General features: G+C 61.9%; 16 protein-coding genes and 1 tRNA gene. 14 read left to right on the top strand and 3 right to left on the bottom strand.

Annotated features, from left to right (window positions below; all coding sequences use genetic code 11):
- Positions 1-5 precede the first annotated feature (5 nt).
- Together M1D88_RS06075 and M1D88_RS06080 are read left to right on the top strand one after the other, a co-directional pair.
- Complete coding sequence (locus tag M1D88_RS06075; RefSeq protein WP_458113659.1) at positions 6-968, top strand: 4-(cytidine 5'-diphospho)-2-C-methyl-D-erythritol kinase; 963 nt, start codon at positions 6-8, stop codon at positions 966-968.
- 45 nt (positions 969-1,013) lie between these two features.
- Positions 1,014-2,840 (top strand): ABC-F family ATP-binding cassette domain-containing protein, encoded by a 1,827-nt coding sequence (locus tag M1D88_RS06080; RefSeq protein ID WP_458113660.1) that lies wholly within the window; start codon positions 1,014-1,016, stop codon positions 2,838-2,840.
- A gap of 275 nt (positions 2,841-3,115) precedes the next feature.
- Here M1D88_RS06080 and M1D88_RS06085 read toward each other — a convergent pair whose 3' ends face one another.
- Entirely contained in the window at positions 3,116-3,715 is a 600-nt protein-coding gene (locus M1D88_RS06085) for a TetR/AcrR family transcriptional regulator (protein ID WP_458114448.1), read from the bottom strand.
- Between the two features lie 210 nt (positions 3,716-3,925).
- Here M1D88_RS06085 and M1D88_RS06090 point away from each other — a divergent pair.
- The 8 genes from M1D88_RS06090 to M1D88_RS06125 all read left to right on the top strand — a co-directional run bounded on the left by M1D88_RS06090 (position 3,926) and on the right by M1D88_RS06125 (position 16,805).
- Positions 3,926-3,997, top strand: a tRNA-Gln gene (locus M1D88_RS06090).
- 173 nt (positions 3,998-4,170) lie between these two features.
- Positions 4,171-5,661 (top strand): bifunctional UDP-N-acetylglucosamine diphosphorylase/glucosamine-1-phosphate N-acetyltransferase GlmU, encoded by a 1,491-nt coding sequence (gene glmU, locus M1D88_RS06095; protein WP_458113661.1) that lies wholly within the window; start codon positions 4,171-4,173, stop codon positions 5,659-5,661.
- Positions 5,658-6,638 (top strand): ribose-phosphate diphosphokinase, encoded by a 981-nt coding sequence (locus M1D88_RS06100; RefSeq protein WP_458113662.1) that lies wholly within the window; start codon positions 5,658-5,660, stop codon positions 6,636-6,638. The genes glmU and M1D88_RS06100 overlap by 4 nt, the downstream gene beginning before the upstream one ends.
- A gap of 282 nt (positions 6,639-6,920) precedes the next feature.
- A complete protein-coding gene (locus tag M1D88_RS06105) occupies positions 6,921-7,514 on the top strand; it encodes a 50S ribosomal protein L25/general stress protein Ctc (RefSeq protein ID WP_458113663.1) in 594 nt (197 codons plus the stop codon).
- 147 nt (positions 7,515-7,661) lie between these two features.
- Positions 7,662-8,246 (top strand): aminoacyl-tRNA hydrolase, encoded by a 585-nt coding sequence (gene pth, locus M1D88_RS06110; RefSeq protein WP_458113664.1) that lies wholly within the window; start codon positions 7,662-7,664, stop codon positions 8,244-8,246.
- A 211-nt stretch (positions 8,247-8,457) separates the two neighbouring features.
- A complete protein-coding gene (locus M1D88_RS06115) occupies positions 8,458-11,196 on the top strand; it encodes a LuxR C-terminal-related transcriptional regulator (RefSeq protein WP_458113665.1) in 2,739 nt (912 codons plus the stop codon).
- Between the two features lie 25 nt (positions 11,197-11,221).
- The gene (locus tag M1D88_RS06120) at positions 11,222-13,894 is read left to right on the top strand and encodes a LuxR C-terminal-related transcriptional regulator (protein WP_458113666.1); all 2,673 of its coding nucleotides are present in this window, start codon (positions 11,222-11,224) and stop codon (positions 13,892-13,894) included.
- 217 nt (positions 13,895-14,111) lie between these two features.
- Entirely contained in the window at positions 14,112-16,805 is a 2,694-nt protein-coding gene (locus M1D88_RS06125) for a LuxR C-terminal-related transcriptional regulator (RefSeq protein ID WP_458113667.1), read from the top strand.
- Here M1D88_RS06125 and cysC read toward each other — a convergent pair.
- Both cysC and M1D88_RS06135 read right to left on the bottom strand, forming a co-directional pair.
- Positions 16,786-18,165, bottom strand: coding sequence for an adenylyl-sulfate kinase (gene cysC, locus M1D88_RS06130; RefSeq protein WP_458113668.1), 1,380 nt, complete (start codon positions 18,163-18,165; stop codon positions 16,786-16,788). The two genes, M1D88_RS06125 and cysC, sit on opposite strands and share 20 nt — an antisense overlap.
- Positions 18,162-19,154, bottom strand: coding sequence for a sulfite exporter TauE/SafE family protein (locus tag M1D88_RS06135; protein WP_458113669.1), 993 nt, complete (start codon positions 19,152-19,154; stop codon positions 18,162-18,164). The genes cysC and M1D88_RS06135 overlap by 4 nt, the downstream gene beginning before the upstream one ends.
- A 504-nt stretch (positions 19,155-19,658) precedes the next feature.
- Between M1D88_RS06135 and M1D88_RS06140 the strand changes: the two genes are divergently transcribed.
- From M1D88_RS06140 to M1D88_RS06155, 4 genes are read left to right on the top strand one after another with little or no spacing between them, the layout of a single operon-like run.
- Positions 19,659-21,206, top strand: coding sequence for a sugar transferase (locus tag M1D88_RS06140; protein ID WP_458113670.1), 1,548 nt, complete (start codon positions 19,659-19,661; stop codon positions 21,204-21,206).
- Complete coding sequence (locus tag M1D88_RS06145) at positions 21,206-22,126, top strand: 3'(2'),5'-bisphosphate nucleotidase CysQ (protein ID WP_458113671.1); 921 nt, start codon at positions 21,206-21,208, stop codon at positions 22,124-22,126. Before M1D88_RS06140 ends, M1D88_RS06145 begins: the two co-directional genes overlap by 1 nt.
- Positions 22,126-23,043 (top strand): sulfate adenylyltransferase subunit CysD, encoded by a 918-nt coding sequence (gene cysD, locus M1D88_RS06150; protein ID WP_458113672.1) that lies wholly within the window; start codon positions 22,126-22,128, stop codon positions 23,041-23,043. Before M1D88_RS06145 ends, cysD begins: the two co-directional genes overlap by 1 nt.
- Positions 23,043-24,290, top strand: a complete 1,248-nt coding sequence (locus M1D88_RS06155) for a sulfate adenylyltransferase subunit 1 (RefSeq protein WP_458113673.1) — start codon at positions 23,043-23,045, stop codon at positions 24,288-24,290. The genes cysD and M1D88_RS06155 overlap by 1 nt, the downstream gene beginning before the upstream one ends.
- Positions 24,291-24,314 lie beyond the last annotated feature (24 nt).

Below are 24,314 nucleotides of genomic sequence, written 5' to 3' on the forward strand. Positions count from 1 at the left end.
GACTCATGAACGCAGTGAGAGGGCGCTTTGCAGCACGTACTGTTCGGGCCAAGGCTCCGGGCAAGGTCAACGTCTCACTGGGTGTGGGACCGCTGCGGGAAGACGGCTATCACTCAGTCGCAAGCGTCTACCTGGCTGTTTCCCTCTATGAAGAAGTAGCCGCCACCAGTACCGCAACCCCTGGGATTACAGTCAGTATTGCCCCCGCCAGCACCCTGGACCTTGACGACGTGGACATTCCTCTCGACGGGCGGAACCTTGCCTATAAGGCTGCGGCGATCATGGCCGATGTGTCCGAGCACTCCACCGGCGTGCATCTGGAAATCACCAAGCGGGTACCCGTTGCAGGCGGAATGGGAGGCGGTTCTGCCGATGCCGCAGCCACCCTGGTGGCCTGCGACGCACTGTGGAACAGCGGACTTTCCCGTGACGAACTCGCTCACTTGGCAGCTGAGCTCGGCGCTGACGTCCCGTTTTCGCTGCTGGGCGGAACAGCTGTGGGGCTCGGCGTGGGCGATGAACTCTCGCCAGCCCTCGCCAAGGCGCAAACGGACTGGGTGCTCGTAACAGCGGATTTTGGCCTGCCGACTCCCGAGGTTTTCCGGACCCTGGACAAGTTGCGCGACGCGGAAAGACTCCCGATTGACGAGCCCACCGCCGTCGATCCCAAGATCCTTAAGGCGCTGCGGAGCGGCGACGCCGACGCCCTCAGCCGGGTGATGGTCAATGACCTGCAGCGCGCCTCGTTTGAACTGGCGCCCGGGCTGCGGGATACCCTTGGACTCGGTGAATCCCGTGGCGCCATCGCCGGCCTCGTATCCGGTTCCGGCCCAACGGTGGCGTTGCTGGCCCGTAATCCCACAGCAGCAGAGGGCCTCGCGGAAGACCTTCGCCACCATGGCCTCAATGCCCAGGCTGTCCATGGCCCGGTATCTGGTGCCAGGATCATCTCCGATACGCTCCTTTAGTAGCTTTTTGACAGTTTTGACCTTTTCCTAAGAAAGCAGTTCCCAGTGGCACACCTGCTCGGCGGCGAGAACCTCACGGTCTCGTATGCAACCCGCACCGTTCTCGACGGCATTACCCTCGGCCTGGAGGAAGGCGACCGGATCGGCATGGTAGGCCGGAACGGTGACGGCAAATCGACCCTGATGCGCCTGCTCTCGATGCGCTCGACCCCCGATTCAGGCCGGGTGACCAAGCGTGGCGACGTCAACGTCGGTTACCTGGACCAGAGTGACGTGCTCGACGGCGACCTGACGGTGGGTGCCGCCATAGTGGGGGATCAGGCCGACTACGAGTGGGCCCGCAACCCCCAGATCCGCGAAGTCATGGGAGGACTCGTCTCGGACGTCGACTGGCACGCAAACGTCCATGCCCTGTCCGGCGGACAAAAGCGGCGAGTGGCACTGGCGAAGCTGCTGATCGAAGACCACGACGTCATCATGCTCGACGAGCCCACCAACCACCTCGACGTCGAAGGAGTCGCCTGGCTCTCCCGGCACCTCAAGACCAGGTGGCGGACCAACCAGGGCGCGTTCCTGGTGGTTACCCACGACCGCTGGTTCCTTGACGAAGTCTGCACCAAGACCTGGGAAGTCCATGACGGCATCGTGGACCCGTTTGACGGCGGCTACGCGGCTTATGTCCTGGCACGCGCCGAACGCGACCGGTCCGCCTCCGTCATGGAAAGCAAGCGGCAACAGCTCGTAAAGAAGGAACTTGCCTGGCTGAGGCGCGGTGCGCCGGCCCGGACCGCCAAGCCCAAGTTCCGGATCGAAGCAGCCAATGAGCTGATCGCCGACGTCCCTGAGCCTCGGGACTCCATGGCCTTGAGCAAGATGGCCACCGCCCGCCTGGGCAAAGACGTTCTGGATCTGGAGAACGTCACCCTGGACTTCCTGGGCGGGGAACCCGGCCAGAAACTCTTTGACAACATCACCTTGCGGCTTGCTCCTGGAGAGCGGCTCGGACTCGTAGGCGTAAACGGGGCAGGGAAGACCACTCTCCTGAAGCTGCTCAGTGGAGAGATCCAGCCGACTTCTGGAAAGGTCAAGCGCGGCAAGACAGTAGTCACGGCCGTGCTGAGCCAGGAGGTTAAGGAGCTCGACGACGTCGCCGACCTTCGCGTGATCGAGGTAATTGAGCGCGAAAAGCGCTCCTTCAACGTCGGCGGCAAGGAATTCACGGCCGGACAACTCGTGGAGCAGTTGGGCTTCACCAACCAGAAGCAGTGGACACCGGTGCGCGACCTCTCCGGTGGAGAACGACGACGTCTGCAGCTCCTGCGGCTGCTGGTGGGCGAGCCCAACGTCCTCATGCTGGATGAGCCCACCAACGACCTCGATACCGATACTCTCGCCGCCGTCGAGGATGTCCTGGACGGCTGGCCAGGAACCCTCGTCGTGGTCAGCCACGACCGCTATCTGCTGGAGCGCGCCACCGATCACCAGATGGCACTGTTGGGCGACGGCAAGATCCGCGCCCTGCCCCGCGGCGTGGATCAGTACCTGGAACTGCGCGAATCGGCACTCGCCGGTTCCACCATCACTGGAGGCGGCAATCCCGTCATCGCAGCAAGCGGCAGCACCGGTCCGGCGGCGCCCGGAGCGTCCGAAGCTGAGAAGCGGGACGCCCGCAAGGCCAAGAACAGGATCGAACGCCAGCTCGGCAAAGTCAGCCAGCAAGAGGAAAAGATCCACGCGCAGATGGTTAAGAGCACAGCCGACAACGACTTCGACGCCATGGCTGAGCTCAACAAGAAGCTGAAGACCCTGGCGGACGACCGGGAAGCCCTCGAGCTCGAATGGCTGGAAGCCCTGGAAGTCCTCGGCGAATAGTCTCTTCTCATCGTTGGGTGTGGCAGCAAGTGACATCCTCTGCTCGCCCTGGGTGCCTGAACCGGCCCTTCCGCGTCGCTTAGACACAGCACATAGGGAGCGCTCGGTCGCGGGGCGACCTCCGCGCTCCGATGTGCCGCGATGCGCTCCTTTCGGAAGAACCGCTTCCGGCGATGGAAGTCACCTCACGCTGTGGAACGGTCGGCAAGAGCGGTGCGGGGGACCTTCGTGTAGGAGCGCATCGCGTAGGTGCGGGGGAGCGGGGGACGGGTGGATTAGCCCTCGCTGTGGAGCTCTGGTTCCTTTTGCAGGCCTGTCAGACCGTTCCATGCCAGGTTCACGAGGTGGGCGGCTACTTCGCGTTTGTCCGGCTGGCGGCTGTCCTGCCACCACTGCCCGGTCATTGCCACCATGCCCACGAGCATCTGGGCGTACATTGCGCCGTCGGCCGAGCTGAAGCCGCGGCGGGCAAACTCGTCGGCAAGGATGTGCTCCACGCGTGCTGTGACATGGGAAAGCAAGGTGGAGAAGGCGCCCTCCGGCTGGGACGGCGGCGCGTCGCGCATCAGGATTCTGAACCCGTCCGTCCGGTCCTCGATATAGGTAAGGAGGGCTAACGCTGCACGTTCCACCAAAACCCTGGGCTTGGCTTCCTCTGTCAGGGCTTCATTGATGGATGCCAGGAGGATGCGGAACTCACATTCCACTACTTGCGTGTAGAGGCCCTCTTTGGACCCGAAGTGCTCATAGATGACAGGCTTGGACACTCCTGCGGCCGCGGCGATTTCCTCGATCGTGGTTCCATCAAGTCCGCGGACTGCGAAAAGCCCGCGTCCCACTTCAATCAGCTGGGTGCGTCGCTGCAGACCTGTCATTCTGGAGCGCGGGGTGTGGCGGGGCTCCCCGGCCGGCGTGCCGGTTGGGTTCTGTGCCCCGCGGGGCAAGCCTGCGCTCTTGCTCACTGCTCCATCATGCCCTATCAGGCGGGGTGGCCGGGGGAGGCGTCTGGGGTGCTGAGTCGCGTGTGCGCCGACGTTCATGGCAGAATTGATTCTCGTGCCGCGGGGCTTCACTCCGAGGCGCGGTCCGCTCTGGTGTAATGGCAGCACCCCGGCCTTTGGAGCCGTGGAGTATAGGTTCGAATCCTATGGGCGGAACTGCCGCAGTAGCCGGGTCACCGGAAACCCGGGCCGGTATGAAAGCGTGTCCAGTAGGATGATCTTGATGCCGCGACCGGACTGCAGCTCCGGATCGCATGCCGCATCATAGGCCAGCACGAAGCACACTGAACGCGCGATCCACCGAGCAATCTAGCAAGGAGACCCTGTACGTGAGCCCCGTAAATACTGGTCCCGCCGCCGTGATCGTCCTGGCTGCAGGTGCCGGTACCCGGATGAAATCGCGCACACCAAAAATCCTTCACGAAATTGGCGGACGTTCGCTTGTGGGGCACGCCCTCCACACTGCCCGCTCCGTCAACCCGAAGCAGCTGGCTCTGGTGGTCCGCCATGAACGTGATCTTGTCGCTTCCCACCTGAACGAGCTGGATCCTTCCGCGTTGATCGTGGATCAGGACGATCTTCCCGGCACCGGCCGCGCTGTCGAAGTTGCCTTGGAAGCCCTGGACAGCACCGCGCCGCTCACCGGAACTGTTGTAGTCACCTACGGTGATGTCCCGCTCCTGACCGGGGAACTGCTCTCCGAGCTGATCTCGGTCCACGAAGCGGAGGGGAACGCTGTCACCGTGCTGACGGCTGTACTCGACGACGCCACAGGTTACGGCCGGATTCTCCGGGACCTCGATGGAACTGTCGCAGGGATCCGCGAACATAAAGATGCTTCCGACGTCGAGTTGGGCATCAGCGAGATCAATTCTGGAATCTACGCCTTCGACGCAGCAGTCCTGCGGGATTCGTTGCGCCACATCACCACGGACAACGCCCAGGGCGAGAAGTACCTGACCGATGTCCTCGGCCTGGCCCGGGCGGCAGGCGGACGCGTTGCGGCCGTGGTCACCTCGGACCGCTGGCAGGTTGAAGGCGCGAATGACAGGGTCCAGCTCTCCGCGCTGCGTGCAGAGCACAACCGCCGCATTGTCGAGGCGTGGATGCGGGCAGGGGTCACCGTTGTTGACCCCGCGACGACCTGGATCGACTCGACGGTGATCCTTGAGGAAGATGTGCGGCTGCTGCCCAATACCCAGCTTCACGGCGCCACGCACGTGGCGAGGGACGCCGTCGTCGGCCCCGACACCACGTTGACCGACGTGACGGTGGGGGAGGGCGCCACCGTCATCCGGACCCACGGCTCCGGGGCGGTTCTTGGAGCCGGTTCGAACGTCGGGCCGTTTACCTACCTCCGGCCCGGCACCGTCCTGGGCGAGACGGGCAAGATCGGCGCGTTCTACGAAACCAAAAACGTCACGATCGGACGCGGCTCTAAACTTTCCCATCTTGGTTATGCCGGTGACGCTGAGATCGGTGAAGACACCAACATCGGCTGCGGGAACATCACCGCAAATTACGACGGCGAGAAAAAGCACCGCACGGTGATCGGCTCCGGTGTACGGACGGGTTCAAATACAGTTTTCGTGGCCCCTGTCGAGGTAGGCGACGGAGCCTACACCGGAGCGGGCGCCGTCGTGCGGCAGAACGTTCCCGCCGGGGCACTGGCTCTGTCGCTGGCTAAGCAGCGCAACGCCGAAGGCTGGGTGGCAGCGAACAGGCCAGGCAGCGTCTCGGCAAAGCTGGCGGAAGAAGCAGCCCACCGCGAAGATTCCTCAAATACTCCGGCATCAACAGAAGAGGGCAAGCAACCATGACCGAAATTACGGCGCGCGGCGAGAAGAAGCTGGTACTCGCTGCTGGGCGGGCTCATCCCGACCTTGCCCGCGAGATCGCCAAGGAGCTCGGCACAGAACTGCTGCCAGTTGACGCCTATGATTTCGCGAACGGCGAGATCTACGTACGCGCCGGCGAAAGCGTTCGCGGCACCGATGCATTCGTTATCCAGGCGCATCCGGCTCCGCTGAACAACTGGCTGATGGAACAGCTGATCATGATTGATTCGCTGAAGCGGGCTTCCGCGAAGCGCATCACCGTGGTCTCCCCTTTCTACCCGTATGCGCGGCAGGACAAAAAAGGCCGCGGCCGCGAGCCCATTTCGGCCCGCCTGATCGCTGATCTGTACAAAACGGCCGGTGCTGACCGCATCATGAGTGTGGATCTGCACACTTCCCAGATCCAAGGGTTCTTTGATGGCCCCGTGGATCACTTGATGGCCATCCCGCTCCTGGCCGATTACATCCGCACCCGCGTGGACGCTGACAACATCACGGTGGTGTCCCCGGACACCGGACGTGTGCGCGTTGCCGAGCAATGGGCGGAACGCCTGGGCGGCGCACCGCTGGCTTTCGTCCACAAGAGCCGCGACCTCACTGTTCCCAACCAGGCGGTCTCCAAGACCGTGGTGGGCCAGATTGAGGGCCGGACGTGCGTTCTTATCGATGACATGATCGACACCGGCGGTACCATCTCCGGTGCGGTCCAGGTCCTCAAGAACGCCGGGGCCAAGGACGTCATCATCGCCGCCACCCACGCCGTGTTCTCTGATCCGGCCGCACGCCGGCTCTCCGAGTCGGGAGCGCGCGAAGTTGTGGTCACCAACACCCTGCCGATCACCGCCGACAAGAGCTTCCCCCAACTCACAGTGCTCTCCATCGCACCGTTGATTGCCCGGGCCATCCGCGAAGTGTTCGACGACGGATCGGTGACGAGCCTGTTCGACGGCAACGCCTGAGCGCAGCCGGCAACAATTGCCGGCTTTGCCGGCTGGCGGCACAAGCCGGCGTCGGGCCCGTTTTCAGGAATCGGGCCCGACGCTGGTAAACTTCTTGACGATACCTTGGCGAGGGAGAGCGGCCGTGAGTTCCGGTAACTTACGGATCAATACCGCAGTCTCCGTTATCGACTGGGTCTGAATCTCCTTCGTGAAGGGCAGCCGCAAAAGGCTGGCCGGCGTTGAAGGTCGCAACAGACCTCCGCCCTTGCTGAACACACAATAGCTTTCAAGGAGATCGACATGTCTGAGCAGAAGCTCGCAGCAGAAGTACGTACCGAATTCGGCAAGGGCTTTGCCCGCCGCGCACGCATGGCCGGCCAGATTCCGGCCGTCATCTACGGCCACGGTGCAGAGCCCATCCACATCACCCTCCCGAGCAAGGCCACCACGCTCGCGGTCCGTAAGGCCAACGCCCTGCTTTCCCTGGACATCAACGGCGACGTTCACCTCGCCCTGGTAAAGGACATCCAGCGCGACCCGATCAAGCAGATCATCGAGCACATTGACCTCCTGACCGTTATCAAGGGCGAAAAGGTCACCGTCGACGTCCCCGTCCACGTGACCGGCGAGCTTGCTCCGGGCAACGTCTACAACCAGGAACTCACCGTCATCTCCCTTGAGGCCGAGGCAACCCACCTGCCCACCGCCGTCGAGGTAGACATCGAAGGCCGCACGGCCGGCGAGCACATCCACGCATCGGACCTGGTCCTGCCGAAGGGCTCCGTCCTGCTGGCCGACGCCGACGCACTCGTGGTCCACATCTCCGAGGCTACCGAGTCCGCTGAAGGCGAAGAGGCTGAAGCCGCCGAGGCAGCGGCCGCTTCCGCCGAGTAGCACAGGCAAGTTAAAACAGTGGCCGGGTCCGGGTGGACCCGGCCACTGCCGTTTCACGGCGTCGCTCTAACCAGGCACTGCTTTAGCCGGCATCGCTTTAGCTTGCATTACCAAAAACAGGGCGTTCGCCAACCTAGGATGGATTTCATGACTGAGACGTGGCTGATAGCAGGCCTTGGAAACCCGGGACCCGGGTACAGCCGCAACAGGCACAACGTGGGCCAAATGGTCCTGGACGAGCTTGCAGCCCGTCTGGGGGGCAGCTTTAAGACGCATAAGGCGAGAGCGCAGATTTTGGAGGGCCGGCTGGGACCCGGGGGTCCACGAGTGGTGCTGGCCAAGCCCCTGAGCTACATGAATCTCTCCGGCGGTCCTGTCTCAGGCCTGGCCGCGTTTTACTCAGTGGATCCGGCGCACGTCGTTGTTGTCCATGACGAGATTGATATTCCCTTTAATACCGTCAAGTTGAAGCTCGGTGGCGGGGAGGGCGGGCACAACGGACTAAGGGACATTTCGAAGGCGCTGGCTACCAAAGATTATCTGCGGGTGCGTGTAGGAGTGGGCCGTCCGCAGGGTCGAATGGACACGGCGGACTACGTCCTGAGGGATTTCTCGACGACAGAAAAGAAGGATCTTCCCTTCCTCGTGGATGAGGCCGCCGACGCCGTCGAACTCCTCGTCAGGGATGGCCTGACAGTGGCCCAACAGAAATTCCATCCGGCCAAAGCGTGACGTCCGGCAGGTCACGGAGAGGCCTCTGAGATGGAAAGGAGTTCGTCCCTTTCAGGGGCGTCACGGGACGGCGTCGGAATGCGCAATTCTTGATGAAATCTAGGTGCCAGCTGCCCTGTTTTACAGTCGGGGCCACGGGGTAGTCTTGCTCCTAAGCGGGGGAAGGTCATAAGCGCCTTATACCCGCCACGCGGGACGTAAGGAAAAGTTCATGTCAATCGAGCCACTCAGCTGGGGACGTGGGTCTACTGGTAGCGCGCTTGCTGATCCAGTGACGTTTGCCGGTCCGGACGAGCATCAAAAATGGTCACTGCCGGCAAGAAGCGCTGATCTCGGCCACATCCGCGCCGCACTAACCGAGGCCGATTCCCTGGGCGTTGTCATCACTGGGGCACGCGGGGTCGGGAAGTCTTCACTGGCCAGGACCGCGGTCATGGAATTGGGTCCCGAAGTCTTTACACTCCAACTGCGCAACACTTTGGCTGGCTCAAAGACTCCGTACGGCTGCCTTGCATTTCTCCTCGCCCGCCTGCCGCAGGCCGCCATGGGATCGCCCACCGCTATCCTCCAAGGCATCACTTCCCTCATCCGGAACGATGCCGGCGGACGGGAGTGCGTCATAACGCTGGACAGCACAGCCAGCCTGGATGACATGAGTGCCGGGGTGCTGCTGAACATCCTCCTGACACGCACGGCGAGGATCATCGCGATTGCCCCGAACATCAGTGATCTGCCGGCGGATTTCCACTGGCTTTTGACGGAGCGGCGGCTCACAGAGGTCCGTTTGGAGAACCTCAACGAACTGCAGACCAAGCAGGTGCTGCTCTCTTTGCTTGGCCATCGTGTTTCCTCCTCGCTTGTGAGTACCTTCCACTCCATTGTTGGCGGCAACCCCATGCTCCTGAAGGCGCTTGTGGCTGAGCAGCAACTGGCGGGGAACCTTATCCTTTCCGACTCGGTGTGGACGCTGCGGGACAAAGTGGTTCTCGACGGCGGCACCGGGCTCGATGACATCGTCCGGTCCCGCTGGACCCGCGAAACCCCCGAGACACGGGCAGTCATTGAAATGCTGTCCTGCGCGCGGACGGTTTCCTTGGCGAGACTGACCGGCGTGTTCGGCACAGACATCATTGCCGATATGGAAGACGCAGGAGTGCTGAGCGTGGCCCGGTCCGACAACCGCTGGGTGACCCTCAGGGAACAGTACCTCGGTGATGTGGTGCGCTCCTGGCTGAGCGTGGCGCGGCGAAGGGAGTTGCGGACCAGGCTCGTGGGCGACCGTGAGCCGGACGTCTCGCATATGACACTCGAAGAGCTCATAGGCTTCGCGGCGTGGACCCATGAATGCGAGGCCGAACTGCGGCCGCCCGTCGCGCTGGCGGCCGCTGAGGCGGCGAATCAGCTGTTCGATCCGAGGTTTGCACTCACCTGTGCGGGCAGCCTGAAGAAAACGGACGACGAATGGGTGGCGGGGCAGCGCCAAAAAGCGGCATCCTATCTGCTCCTGGATCTTCCGCTGCAAGCCATGGCCGCCCTCAAGGACATCACGCCGACTCAACTGCAAGAACTCGCTGACCTGGACTTCGCTGAAGTTGTTGCGGCCAAATGCGACGTGATGGTGTGGTTGCCCGAACATAAAAGCAAGGTGCCCGAACTCCTGGAGCAGGCACGGGAGCGCCTCGGAGTGAAGCGCGGCACCAGGCTGTCCTGGCCGGATCCGCTGGCTGCGGCCGCTAACCGCATCAGCCTGAGTGAATTCGAATACCACGCCTTCACAGGAAATTTTGGCCACATCATCCAGGACCTTGAAGAGGCGGCCGACCCCCAGCTGAACAATGACCTCTGGTTCAGGATGCAGTCAGCCATCATCCTCATGGAAGCCCTTTCAACCATGGGCCGGGAGATGGACGCTCTGCAGCTCATGCGGATGCTCGGCGGCCAGCTCTCCGACGCCGGACACATCGTTGGTCTCCGCGAAAAGTTCTCGATCCGGGCATTCACCGTGTTGCTTCAGGCAGGCAGGTGGCGGCAGTGCCTGGACCTCGTCAACCCTCCCAGGTCCCAGGACGCCCGTGGCCTCGCTTTCCGGACGTCCGCTTCAGAATTGTCCACGGGGCTTGCCTATGTTTATTCGGGACGCGGAGCCATTGCCCTGGAGTCCCTTCTTTCCTCCGTGGCACAGCTTGAGCTTCGGCCGGTCATGAACACGCTCCAGGCAGCTTATGCGGCAACGGCTTTCGCCTATGCACAGATAGGCGACGCCGGCCAGGCGCGCAAGTACCTTGAAAAGCTCCGCATCTCCCGGGGAGAATGTACCTTCGCGATCAGAACCGTCACCAACTTCTGTGCCGACATGGCAGGCCGGTGGCTGGGGGATGGAGCGGCAACCAACAGGCTCCTCGCCTCCGCACGCGAGGACATTGTCGAGGGCAGGTTTACGTTGGCCGGTATCAGTCTCCTCGGTGCAACAGTTAACGGTTCAGAGGAAGACTTGCGCCTTCTGGAAACCGTGGCCGGGCATCGGCAGGGCCCAATGGCTGAAATGTCGAGGCTGATAGCGATGGGCACCCGGACAAAGGACGCCAAAGTCCTGCTCGCCGGAGGTGAGCTCGCCGCATCAATGGAGCTCGACGTCGTGGAGGCACGTTGTGTGGCCCTTGCAGTTGATTTTGCCCGCATGGCCGGCGACTCAAGCTCTGCCCGGACTGCGCAGTCACGGCTGGACCATCTCTCTTCCACAGTCAGCAGCCTGCCCATTGTCCCCAGCAGCGGAAGTCCACTCCTTACCGCAAGGGAACGGCAGATAGCCCGACTGGCGGGCCGGGGCACCTCCAACCGTGACATCGCCCAGGAGATGGGCGTCTCGGTCCGCACCGTTGAGGGCCACCTTTACCAGGTTTTCACTAAGCTTGGCGTGACGTCACGGGGTGATTTGCCTGGACTCGTCTAGCGGCCGCGTTTCGAAGTCAGGCTCGGTGAACCGGCAACTGACCGGACGCCGGGAGACGATGGAACGCGTCTGCCAGACGATCCTTAGCAAAACCAGCCAGGCAGTTTTTCTGATCTCCGGCCCCGGGATCGGTAAAAGCGCCTTGGTTGAAGCAATCAGTGAACGGCTTACCCGGGACATGAATGTCTTGCGGATCCATGGAAGTTCGTCGCTGGCCAAGGTTCCCTTCGGCGTTTTAGCGCCCTATACCTCCGGATTGTCAGCGGAGGAGGCCGTATCTCCCGTCGCTGTGCTGAGGTCTGTCTGGACCTACTTCCAAAAACTCCGCTCAGCCAAAGACGGCCCGCTCCTGCTGGTAGTCGACGACGCCCATCACCTTGATGACGCCACCGCAAGCATTGTCGTTGACATGGTTTCCGCGGGGTGGGCAAGCGTGCTGGCTACTGGCCGTTCCCGTCCGGGCCTTCCTGCTGCCATGAACCAGCTTTGGTACGACGGACTCGCGGACCGGATCGATCTCCGGCCGCTGACACAGGAGCAGGTGGCGGAAGCGGTGGCCCATGCCCTGGAAGGCACCGTCCCGGAAAGCACTGTGCAGGCTCTTTGGGCAGAATCAGGGGGTAACCCCTTGTTGCTGGACTGCCTGCTGAACGACGCTATCGAATCCGGGTCCTTGGTGAAGCGGAACGGCATCTGGCTGCTCCTGGGCTCCTGGCCGTCGGGTGGACGTAAGCTCACCGACGTCGTAGCGAAGCAGCTGCAGCGCAGGAGCGCTGAGGAGCAGGAGGCACTGAAGCTGATCGCGCTCTCTGAGCCCGTTCCACGAGGACTTATCGAAGAAGTGTGCGGTGCTCCGGCCGTCCGTTCGCTCCTGGAACACCAGCTGGTGCGGGAGTCACCAGGGGGGTCGGCCGAGCTGAGGCTGTGGTATCCCAGCTACAGCGGTGCCATTCGCCGGATGGTTTCAGCATCAAGAAGCCTCCATTTACGCAAGCAGCTGCTTGAGCATGCCCATCACCACCCCACCACGGCCGAGGGAATGCTGCGGATGGTCAGCTGGTCCCTCGAGTGCGGAGCCGAAGTACCCGATGCGGAACTGCTGGAGGCATCTGTCCTGGCCGCGAGACTGTTCCAGGACTCGCTGGCACTGGAGGCGGCCGCCCGGATCCGTGACCCCGATCTCAGGCAACGCGGGCAGGTTGCCATGGCCAGGGCCCACTACAATCGGGGCAGCTATGAGGAGGCAGCCAGGCAGCTGGATCTCCATTTTGCTGCGGACGGGGAACCTGCACGGAACCCTGGGGATGTGCTCCTCTGGGCCAGCACCCATGCCGCCTTGGGGCACATTCCGGAGGCGTTCCTCGAAGATGCCCGGCGACTCCTGGACATTAACGGTCATGCTGCCAAAAAAGAGGAATTGTCCGATGCCTCGGGCAGCGAGATGCGGCACTGGACTGTCTTGGAACTCTTCGCTCTGAGTGCTGCTGCCGATTACCGGTCGCTTGGCAAATACCTGGATGAATTCGAATCCCTTCGGCCGGGAGAGGATCCAAGTGGAGGGTCGCCGGCAAGACGGGCTTTTATGCTGGCAATGCGGTCAGAAGTGCTTCGTTCGGAGGGACGGTCCGGGTCTGCGGAGAACCTTGCAGCTGAAGCTCAGGCACTCCTTAGCGCGGATGGCAGCGAGCTCTTTTTCTTCCCGGAGTTTGTGCTCCATCGCCAGCTGGGTGCAGCAATGGCCGCCGGACACTGGATAGCAGCGGAGGACTACCTTGGAGCGTATACAAGGCAGCGAAGCCATGCACTGGTTACCTTCGGCGGGACTGTTCAAAGCTGGCGCGGCGTTTCCCTGCTGTTGCGGGATCAGCTCGATGCTGCGGGGGCATATCTGCTTCCGGCCGTTGAAGCCCTGCGGGAGAATGACCCGCTTGGCCTGTTGCCCGTGACTCTCGCTGCGGCCACTTACGCCGCTGCCAGGACGGGAGATACTGTGCAAGCCCGGCGCCTCCTTCAGGATTTTGATTACCTGGAAACCCCTGGGAGAGGTTTCGACGCCGAGTACGCCCGGGTCTTTTCTGCTGCAAGCACTGATGTCCTACGGGGCGGTGATGGCGGCCCGGCCACTCTGCTGGCACTTCTTGATGACCCCTCGGTGGTGTCGTCGCCAGGGGCGGAGCTTTTGATCCACGCTGTGGCCGCGGAACTGGGCCATCACGGCGACTACTCCCGGATTGCCAGCCTGACAGAGAATATGGAAGGTACCTGGGCCGGTGCTTGGCACAAATTTGCCGCCGCGCATCTTTCAGGCACCGCTGCGGACTACCTGGAAGCAGGAGAAGCTGTGCACGCGGCGGGACTGATACGGGTTGCACGGAACCTGTTTGCAGCGGCAGCTGACCGTTACGGCACTGCCGGCGATCGGCTTCGGTCACGGGAGGCGGCAGCCCGCAGGGATGATTGTGATCGGGAAGTCCGGGTCACCATTGACATTGGGGCGGCCTCCGAGCCGTCCTCCGGTGTGCAGCTGACGCGGCGCGAGAGGGACATCGTTGTGCTGGCGGTCGAAGGGCTGACTGACAGGCAAATCGCGGACAGACTCATGGTTTCGGTCCGGACCGTTGAAGGGCACCTTTACCGCAGCTATGCCAAACTGGGCATCCGCGGCCGGGATCAACTCGCTTCTGCCGTTCGCCTCTGACCCGTCATCAGGCCGGGAACCACCTGTCCATGCAGAGACAGTAATGATCAGAACTACTTGTTTTTTCGGTGGCGAACAAGTGAGGCATGAGTACACTTGTTCTTCGTACTTCGGCAACTACTGGGAAATGGAGTACTTCGTACTCGTGTCCATGGTCAGGGACTTTCGTAAGTTGGGGGTTAGCACGGGCCCCTAACGGGATACGAAGGACTTCACCATGATTCATACCGACGCCGCCACCCTCTCCGGCCTACGACGCCCTCAGGCTTTTCAGGGCGAGCACGTACACAACGGCATGTCGACGTACTGCAGACAGCCCTTGGTCGATGAGGTTCTGGCGGCTCTGGTGCAGGGCCAGAACCTCGGCGTGGTCTTGGTGGGAGCCTACGGGACAGGAAAGACCTATCTGGCGCGGCAGGCGATCGATCGACTCGACGGGCAGGCCTTCGTTGTTCAAATACGGGGGAGCTCCGCCGCTGATGCCATGCCATACGGCGCCTTGAGTTCGTTGTTGTGCGAACTGGATGAAGACCTGGTCACCAGCCCGTTAGCCGTACTCAGGGGCATAACGCAGCTCCTGCGGCGGAGGGCGGACGGAAAGAGCATCCTCGTGTTTGTGGACAACGTCCAGGACCTCGATGAACTTGCCGCCATGGTCCTCACCCAGCTGGCGGCCAACGGAACCGTGCAGCTCGTCGTCACGTGCCAGGATCTGCCCAAGGCTCCACGTGGAATCGTGGGGCTGTGGAAGGACGGATTGTTGCACCGCGTGGATGTACGACCCTTCAGCCAGCGGGACGTAGCTCAGTGGCTGGAAGCAACACTTGGCGGACCCGTGTCATTGGCCTGCAGCGAGGTGCTCTACAACGCCAGCGGCGGGAACCCACGCTTTCTGGAAGCCATCCTGGACGAGCAGATCCGGGCGGCCACTCTGGTGCATTCCGACGGCGTCTGGGTGCTTACGGGCAAGCCGCTTGCTTACAGCCGGACCATGACAGACACGGTCTTCACTGCGCTGAGTTCAATTTCCGCTGCTGAGAAGCACGTGACCGAAGTGCTGGCCTTGGCGGGAACCCTGACCCTGGACCATCTCATCAGCGTCAGCGATCCGGCGGCCATTGACGCCCTGCAGCAACGCGGGTACGTCACCGTAGTGCACGGCGATCCATCGTCGGTTTCCCTTACGAATGCGCTGATGGCCAACGTTGTCCGCAAGGAAGTGCCAGCAGGCCGGAGCAGGGAACTCCTTGCCGGCGTCGTTGCTTGTGCAGATTTCTCCGTTATGCCCCCTTCAGCAGAATTGTCCCTGGCTGCATGGGCCGTCGATTGCGGGATGCAGCTGGAAGCAGATAAGGCTCTCTACGCTGCAGGCCTGGCCAACCGCTCAGGAAACCCGGCTTTGGCCCTCCGCCTCATTGACTTGCTCCATGATCCGGCAGGGCAGGCTGCAGCTGTGGCGGAAAAGATCAGGGCACTTATCGGGTTGGGGGAGCTGGTGAAGGCGAGGGACCTGGCTTTGGACCCTGCCGCCGTCGCGGAAGCGCCCTTGAGGCGCTGGGCTGACATCATGCTGCTCCGAAGCGCATTGCTGTGCTCCGATGACAGGCCGGAGGGCGATCCGCGTGCGCCGCTGGACGAAGTCCATGCCCGCCTGAAAGCGGAGGAAGCGGGTTCAGACCATGATGCCCACGGTCTGTTGGATATGCGCGAGGAGCTTTCATTGGCCCAGGCGCAGGTTGCCGTCCATGATGGCCGGTACCGGGAGGCACTTTCAGGCCTGACCCGTCTGGTTGATGGTGCGCGAAGCACCGAAGGCCGCACGCTGGCCGCAAGCTTGCTTGCCGCCCTGTTGGCTCTAACCGGGCGCGGGGCCGAGGCCTCATCGCTGATGAGGTCGGTACGGGCGTCTCGCTCCGAAATCGACGTACCACTGCCTGTACACACCTTGCCTGCCTCTGCACTGTTAGGGTTGCTGCCGGCAGCTTCTGCATCCCAGGACGCCGCGGCAGCTGCGGCCGGGTCCAATATCTTCCTTGCGGCACACGGCGCCACCTCACGGGAGCTTGGAACAGGCGTTCTGGACGCATATTGCGGACGATCCGAACAGGCTCTGGAACGATTGCTCCCCGCTCTGAGCCAGCTGAAGCAACTGGATCCTGACAGCACATCCGCGCTGGGAGCAGCCTCCATTGCCTACGTATATGCCTTGAAGGGCGAAAAAGACCTTGCCTTGGAGTACCTGCATACGAGCCAGCGGGAGCAAAAACGGACGTCGAGATGGGTGCTGAGTGTCTGCTCCTACTTCCAGCTGCTGACCTCCGCTGAACTCGCTTCCAAGGAAAAGGCAATCGTGCGGCTGTTCGGGCTTGCGGATGAAGCCCGCAGCAGGCACGCCACTGCCCTGGAACTGATGTTCCTGAGCGCAGCCGTGCGATTGGGCAGTAACGGTGGGACCGAGCGACTTGTGGCGGTGGCGTCCAGCGTCCAGAGCACTCTTGGCCGGCAATGTGAAGCGTATGGAACGGGACTTGTTCAGCGGAACAGCACCATGCTCCTGGAGGTAGCCAGGGAGGCTGCTACCGCAGGAAATGTGGTACTCGCCAGGGACGCTGCCCGAGCAGCCCTCAAAATTGCCAACGATGCTTCTGACCGGAACGCTATCAGGGCGGCGCAGCAGCTGATCCGGGGAGGTGCGCCGGCAGCAGCGGGAGGCGGCCACTCATCCCTCGGGGAGGGGCAACTGACGGCCCGCGAAAATGAGGTGGCAGCCATGGCCGCCGCCGGGGTGAGCAACAAGGATATTGCAGCCAAGATGCATATTTCAGTTCGTACCGTTGAGGGCCATCTTTACCAGATCTACGGCAAGCTGCAGGTGACCTCACGGGCCGAGCTCAGGGAATCATTTGCATAGCTGACGGGGTCCGACGGAGACTGAGGGCATCCATAATGGCGCTAACGGCAGCATCCACTCCGACTTCGGCCGTGTTGATGACCAGATCCGCATCAGCCGGCACTTCATAGGGCGAGCTGATTCCGGTAAATTCCGGAATCTGGCCGGACCTGGCCCGGGCATAGAGTCCTTTCCTGTCCCGCCCTTCGCACACGCTCAGCGGAGTGGACATATGGACCAGGATGAAGGAGCCTGCCGGAGCCATCGCCCGCACTTCCCTTCGAGTGGAATCGAACGGTGCAATGGGCGCACACACAGCGTCGCCTCCGGAAGCGGCAATCAGCGAAGCGACCCAACCGATACGGCGGATGTTCGTTTCCCTGTCCTCCTTCGAGAAGCCGAGCCCCGACGAGAGCAACCGACGGACGTCGTCACCATCGAGTAATGTCACAGTCCTCTCACCTGCTGCCTGCAGCCGTTGCGCGAGGGCCCGGGCGATGGTCGATTTTCCCGATCCGGAGAGCCCGGTGAAGAAGACGACGCTACCCGTAGCGCTGCCGGCCCCAACGTGGCCCGATACTGGGTGGCCGGCCCCAACGTGGCCCGATACTGGGTGGCCGGGGACTGACTGGCCGGGGATTGACTGGCTCGGACGATGGCCGAAGCGCGGCCGGTCGATGCCGGCCTGGGATTCATCTGGGGCTGTAAAGTCCAGAAGTACATTAGCGCCAAGGTTCCGGAAGACGAGCTCCTGGATCAGCTCGTCCTGTTTATCGCCCGAACGGGCCGGCGACCGGAGCACCAACAGCCTGGAACTGGAACCGGGAATTTCAGCGGCGCATTGCTCAAGGGCAGTCATCAACTCCAGCGCTGTATACCGCCCGTGCTGCTGCGGACCGGTCACAGCCACCAGACACAGGTCTGCGTTGCGGCTTGCGGCGACGGAAACTGTGCGGGCCATCTGGGCTGCCAGCGGGGGCTTGGAGAAGGCGGACACAACTTGCTTCCGGCCAGCAGCGGAAGCCAAGGGTCCTGTTATACGCAAGTGTCTAAGAGGCGGATGCTCTGCTGCCTTAAGCGGACTCAGGGCCCCAGCGAGGTAGATTCCCGTCCCCGAAGCCGACTCGAAACCGGAAACTGTCAGCAGAGCCAGGGGAGTGCCGTCCGGATCGCATAGCAGCAGCGCAGACTCCTGTACGGCGCGTTCGCCGACCGAACGGGGCAGCAACAGGGTCACCGCGGTTGGCCAATGTACCGGAATCTTGGAGGGAAGGCAGTATCCGTCGGCGGGAGCGTACAATCCACCCAGAAGGAGCTCAAGCTCATCCAAGGCCCCGTCCGAAAGTACGTGCCACGGAAGTGCGCCCGCTTGGCCGGTCATGGCTGCCTCTCCATCGAGTGAAGAGTCTGAGTGGCCGATGGTGCCGCGCTGCGGCGTTGGCGCATCTCGCTCGTGGCCAAAGCGGGAAAACCTTTCGAACGCCGAATAGCCATCCAGACCAACGGTGCCACCAGGACTGCTACCGCCAGGAATATGGCTGTGGGGAGCGTCTCCACCCCCAGCATTTTCAGGCCGGAGGCAAAAAGGACCACTGCAAGCGCCCTGCGAATGAATCCGCCGTTAAGCCGGCTCGAGAGCTGTGCACCCAAAAAGACGCCCGGCACACTTCCCAGGATCAGGGGAAGCGTCAGCTCGAGGCTGAGCTCACCGAAAAGGGAATGACTGACGGCGGCGGCGGCCACCAAGGGGACAGCCTGTACAAGGTCCGTTCCTACCAGCTGCCCGGCTTTCAGCCCGGGATAAATCATCATCAGCCCGATGATGATGAGCGAACCGGAACCCACCGACGTCATCCCGACCACCAGACCGCCGATCATGCCCAGGACTATGGTTATCAGCGGGCGGGCGGACACCAAGGGACGCGCCTGCGGAAGACCGGTGCCCTGTCCGCTCCGGTCTTTAGCCCGCTCCACGAGCCTCACGTAAGCCCGGACTGCCAGGAGGCCCGCGGAAAGCAGCAGGGCCGCTCCCAGAGCTGTTTTAACTGTCGTCTGAACGGCATCTCCTGGTCCCAGCCATTTCAGGATCAACACACCGCAGAAGGCTGCCGGGACAGAGCCAATCATCAGCCACTTCACGAGCTCAAGGTTGACGGTGCCGCGGCGGAAGTGGACTGCCGATCCAACAGGTTTCATGACAGCGCTCGCCACCAGGTCACTGGATACCGCGGCCAGGGGCGGAACCCCAAAAACCAGCACGAGTACAGGAGTCATGAGCGCGCCACCACCCATGCCGGTAAGACCGACCACTATTCCCACGCCGAAGGCGGCGAACACCAGCATCATGTCCATAAGAGCAGATTTTGTCACTGGCGGGACCCGCCGGAAATGCGTAGCGCCGACGCGGAAAGGCAGTACTTTCGGCGGAGGAACAAGTAGTGTTTGCGGCGCTTTCCATAACCCGGGCGGCGCCGGATAGACCCGGTCTCAGTGCTTTCGAAACACTAAATCAGAAGCCCGGCAGAACCAACAGGTAGTTCCCGGATCCACTGTGCCGGCAGACAGGTAATAGCGGCCCCGGAGTGCGTAAGCAGCACCCCAAAGACGAGTATGGGCTACCCATGTGCGGCAACGCCGGCCCGCCTAGGCTTTTGGTATCAAGTCATCCACGCAACGGGTCCGAAGCAGGTCTCACAATGCGCACCAGAAACCCTATTTCCCCCTTCCTTCCGGTAATTCCCGAATTAGCCCTGCACAGTAATCTGCGGGTCCCCAAGACGGGGCCGACGGCGTTGAAGTCTTCTGAGACCAAGACTTCTCCCCCCAGTCGTCGTCGGCCCCCCAAACTTTCCCCGGCCCGTTAGGACGGCCCGCATGAGTCCCCTGGACGAATCCGCTGTCATGGGCCCAGGCCTGAAGCTGACGCCCTCCCAGCACAGCTATCCGGAACGTCGGAGCTCACGACTGGAGCAATCGCGTCAGCAGACCAAATCCACAGGCCTCAGATGGGCCGGCCGCTATCAGCGGATTCTGTTCATGTCGGATGCGCTGGTTCTGACCGTTGTTGCTGCCGCTGCGCAAGTGGGCAGATTCGGTTTCGCCGACACTGATGTGACTGTCGGATTTTTTGAGGTTGCCTACACCTACCTGTCGATCGGGATTGCGGTCGCCTGGATGGTGGTGCTTGGTATTTACCGCACGCGTGATCCCCGGGTAGTGGGTGTTGGCGCAGAGGAGTACAAGCGCGTCATCAACGCCACCGTCACGCTGTTGGGGCTTGTGGCGATTCTTTGCGCAGTTCTCAAAGTGGACATCGCCAGGGGCTATTTCGCGCTCGCCTTCCCGTTGGGGATCGCGGGACTGATCACTTCGCGCTGGATCCTGCGCCAGTGGCTCACGAAGCAACGGACGTATGGGCACTATTTGTCGCGCGTAATAGTCCTGGGGCGTGGCAAGGACGTCCGCTATGTCATCAACCAGATCCAGAAGAAATCAGGCGCTGCCTACGACGTTGTAGGCGCAGCGTTGCCGCATGCGGAGGAAAGGGAATTCCTGGTCACCGGATCCGGCCCGGTTCCTGTGGTGGCGACCGTGGGTAACATCGTGGACGCGGTTGAACGCCTTGAAGCGGATGCAGTGATTGTGGCAGGACCGGTCAAGGGCGGCAGTAAGTATGTTCAACGGCTGGGTTGGAAGCTGGAGGAGTCCGCCACGGAACTGGTGCTGGCCACCGGCTTGACGAACGTTGCCGGCCCCAGAATCCATTCCCGCCCGGTTGAGGGACTGCCGTTGATGCATGTGGAGCTTCCACGCTACTCAGGAGCGAAGCACGTCCTGAAGAGGCTCCTGGACATCGTTCTCTCCGCCTTGGCCTTGATCGTCCTGCTTCCTGTTTTCGCGGTCCTCGCTGTCCTGATCAAGCGGGACAGTGATGGCCCTGTGATCTTCCGCCAGGAAAGGATTGGCCAGGGTGGCAAGAAGTTCCTGATGTACAAGTTCCGGTCAATGGTGCAGACGGCCGAGGATGATCTTGCCGGACTTCTGGACCTGAACGAGGGCTCCGGTGTCCTGTTTAAGATGCGTCATGACCCACGCGTTACGGATGTTGGACGCTGGATGCGCAAATACTCGCTGGACGAACTGCCCCAGTTCTGGAATGTGCTGCTAGGGGACATGAGCCTTGTAGGCCCGCGGCCGCCTCTGCAGCGGGAAGTGGATGGCTATAAGGCCCGGGTCCACAGGAGGCTTTACATCAAGCCAGGCCTGACAGGAATGTGGCAGATCAACGGACGGTCCGAGCTCAACTGGCAGGACAGTATCCGACTGGACCTTTATTATGTCGAAAACTGGTCACTTGCCGGCGACATCATCATCCTGTGGCGGACCCTCAAAATGCTCACCAACCCACAGGGAGCGTACTGATGAAGGGCATTCCGATCGATCTGATGCGGCTGACTTTGCTTGGGGAAATCGCAGCCGTTGCCGGGTCCAGGGCCGATGAAGAGCTTGCCCGCGAGCTGGCTACTGTCGCTGGATCGATGTTGCTCGCCTTCCGGGAATCGGCGGATGGGGCAGGCTTAGCTGGGGATGAACTGCGGGCTCAGGGTGATGCACGCGCCCAGAAGCTGCTGAGCAAGGCCCTGCTTCAGCACCGGCCAGGGGACGCCGTCCTCTCTGAAGAGGCCCCGGACGACCCGGCCCGCCTGTCCGCCAATCGGGTCTGGATCATCGATCCGTTGGATGGAACCAGGGAATTCGCTGAGGGTCGAAGCGATTGGGCTGTCCATGTTGCGCTGCACTCCCACGGCAGATTGACGGCTGGAGCGGTTGCCGTTCCTGCATTGGGCTACGTTACTGGCAGCAAGGCCGGGCTATGGGTACGGAAACCCGGCCGGCAGCTTCGAATCGCCGTTTCCCGCTCACGGCCTCCCCAGTTGGCGGAAGCCGTGGCCGGACGACTTGGCGCAAAACTGGAGCCGATGGGGTCAGCCGGCTACAAAACCTGCGCCGTGATCAGCGGGGAGGTAGATGCCTACCTGCATTCGGGCGGCCAGTTCGAGTGGGATTCAGCGGCACCGGTTTTCGCTGCGCGCCAGGCTGGATTGCACGCCAGCCGGGTGGACGGTTCCGAGTTGCGCTACAACCAGAAGTCGCCGAGCCTGCCTGATCTGCTGATTTGCCATCCTGATATTCGCGACTTACTGCTGGTCGCCATTGCGGACGTTCAGAAAGATCCGTCCGGAAGGGGTTCTCTGGACCAGCGCACATCGGGACAGCCTGCATCAGAACGGCGTCCATCCGGTCAGTCCCGGTTTGGAGATACACAGGATAGGAGAGCCTGATGACTCCCAGAGAGCCGCTCAAGCGCAGGTTGACGCAGCTGGAAGTGCTGGAGTCGGAGGCGATCTTCATCATCCGCGAAGTTGTCGCCGAGACGGACAATCCGGCCATGCTGTTCTCCGGAGGCAAGGACTCCACGGTGATGCTCCATCTCGCAGTGAAGGCCTTCGCTCCAGGATCCGTGCCGTTTTCCCTCCTTCACGTGGATACCGGGCACAACTTTCCGGAAGTCCTGGAGTTCAGGGACCGCTGTGTAGGAAAGTACTTGCTGAACCTCGTGGTGGCTTCTGTCCAGGACGCATTGGACCGCGGCATAGTTCAGGAGGAACCGAACGGCTCGCGCAACAGAATCCAAACGCCTGTACTGCTCGAAACCGTGCAGAAGAACGGGTTCACCTCATTACTGGGCGGGGCGCGCAGGGATGAAGAAAAGGCCCGTGCGAAGGAACGTGTTTTTTCGTTCCGGGATGAGTTTGGGCAGTGGGATCCAAAAAACCAGCGCCCCGAGCTGTGGAGCATCTTCAACGCTGAGGTCCACCAAGGTGAAAGCATCAGGGTGTTTCCGCTCTCCAACTGGACCGAATTGGACGTCTGGGACTACATCCGTCAAGAGGGCATTGATCTTCCGCCGATCTACTACGCGCACCAGCGGGAAGTCTTCGAACGCGGGGGGATGCTGTTTGCGGCCAACGAATTCTGCAGGCCTAAAGACGACGAACCCACGTCAGTGCAAAAAGTCAGGTACCGGACAGTGGGGGATGCGACCCTGACGGCGGCGGTCCGCTCCGATGCCGACACTGTGGACAAGGTGGTAGCTGAGATAGCAACGACCCGGGTCACCGAGCGCGGTGCCACCCGGGGAGATGACCGCGTCAGTGCAGCGGCCATGGAGGACCGGAAGAAAGAAGGCTACTTCTAATGGATCTCCTGAGATTTGCCACGGCGGGATCAGTAGATGACGGCAAGAGCACCTTGATCGGACGGCTTCTCTATGACTCGAAATCTATCTTCACTGACCAGCTTGAATCCATTGAGCGGACCAGCCAGGCCATGGGCTCGGACTACACGGAACTTGCGTTGCTGACCGACGGGTTACGGGCCGAACGTGAGCAGGGAATAACGATCGACGTCGCCTACAGATACTTTGCTACATCCAAGCGGAAATTCATCGTGGCGGACACTCCCGGACACATCCAGTACACGCGGAACATGGTGACCGGGGCATCAACCGCGGACATGGCAATTATGCTCGTCGATGCGCGGAAGGGGCTGCAGGAGCAAAGCCGGCGTCATGCATTCCTTGTCTCGCTGCTGAAAGTGCCGCACCTGGTGCTTGCCATCAACAAGATGGATCTCGTTGCCTGGTCACAGGACGTCTTTGAGGATATCCGGCATGACTTCGTGGAATTCGCCGCCAAGCTCGATATTCCTGACCTGACGGTCATTCCGCTTTCCGCCCTCACCGGTGACAACGTGGTGAGCCGCTCAGAGAATATGCCCTGGTACCAGGGAACGTCGCTGATGACCCATCTGGAGAACGTTTACATAGCCAGTGACAGGAATCTGGTGGATGGCCGGTTCCCTGTCCAATACGTGATCCGGCCCCATTCAAACCGCTTCCCCGATTACCGCGGGTACGCGGGGAAGATCGCCGGCGGAGTCATGCGCGTCGGCGATGAGGTGGTGGTCCTGCCCAGCGGGCTTCCGTCCCGCATCGCCTCGATCGAGTCCGCAAGCGGACCCGTCAACGAAGCGTTCGCTCCGATGTCCGTCGTCGTACGGCTCGAGGACGACATTGATATCTCACGCGGGGACATGATCTGCAGACCGCACAACCAACCAAAAGTCTCGCAGGATATTGACGCGATGATCTGCTGGATGAGCGAGGAGCCCCTGCGCCCGGGCCAGAAGCTGGTGGTCAAGCACACGACGCGGCGGGCACGGGCACTCGTCAAGGAAATGCAGTACGAACTGGACATCAACACCCTGCACCGCAACGAACAGGCAGAGGAGCTCAAGCTCAACGCCATCGGGAGGGTTCGGCTGCGTACCACCATTCCGCTTCTCGCGGATGAGTACCACCGAAACAGGGAAACGGGCGGCTTCATCCTCATTGATGAACACACCCTTCGAACAGTAGGCGCGGGAATGATCCTGTCCGTCTGAAGCATCCGCCGGTACGTCACCGGA

The organism is Arthrobacter sp. R1-13, assembly GCF_054161475.1.

Coding starts and splice junctions, on each gene's coding strand:
- cysC (WP_458113668.1), bottom strand. CDS start 18,165: ATGACCGGCCAAGCGGGCGCACTTCCGTGGCACGTACTTTCGGACGGG.
- M1D88_RS06115 (WP_458113665.1), top strand. CDS start 8,458: ATGTCAATCGAGCCACTCAGCTGGGGACGTGGGTCTACTGGTAGCGCG.
- M1D88_RS06075 (WP_458113659.1), top strand. CDS start 6: ATGAACGCAGTGAGAGGGCGCTTTGCAGCACGTACTGTTCGGGCCAAG.
- M1D88_RS06100 (WP_458113662.1), top strand. CDS start 5,658: ATGACCGAAATTACGGCGCGCGGCGAGAAGAAGCTGGTACTCGCTGCT.
- M1D88_RS06105 (WP_458113663.1), top strand. CDS start 6,921: ATGTCTGAGCAGAAGCTCGCAGCAGAAGTACGTACCGAATTCGGCAAG.
- M1D88_RS06125 (WP_458113667.1), top strand. CDS start 14,112: ATGATTCATACCGACGCCGCCACCCTCTCCGGCCTACGACGCCCTCAG.
- M1D88_RS06140 (WP_458113670.1), top strand. CDS start 19,659: ATGAGTCCCCTGGACGAATCCGCTGTCATGGGCCCAGGCCTGAAGCTG.
- M1D88_RS06085 (WP_458114448.1), bottom strand. CDS start 3,715: ATGACAGGTCTGCAGCGACGCACCCAGCTGATTGAAGTGGGACGCGGG.
- M1D88_RS06155 (WP_458113673.1), top strand. CDS start 23,043: ATGGATCTCCTGAGATTTGCCACGGCGGGATCAGTAGATGACGGCAAG.
- cysD (WP_458113672.1), top strand. CDS start 22,126: ATGACTCCCAGAGAGCCGCTCAAGCGCAGGTTGACGCAGCTGGAAGTG.
- M1D88_RS06145 (WP_458113671.1), top strand. CDS start 21,206: ATGAAGGGCATTCCGATCGATCTGATGCGGCTGACTTTGCTTGGGGAA.
- pth (WP_458113664.1), top strand. CDS start 7,662: ATGACTGAGACGTGGCTGATAGCAGGCCTTGGAAACCCGGGACCCGGG.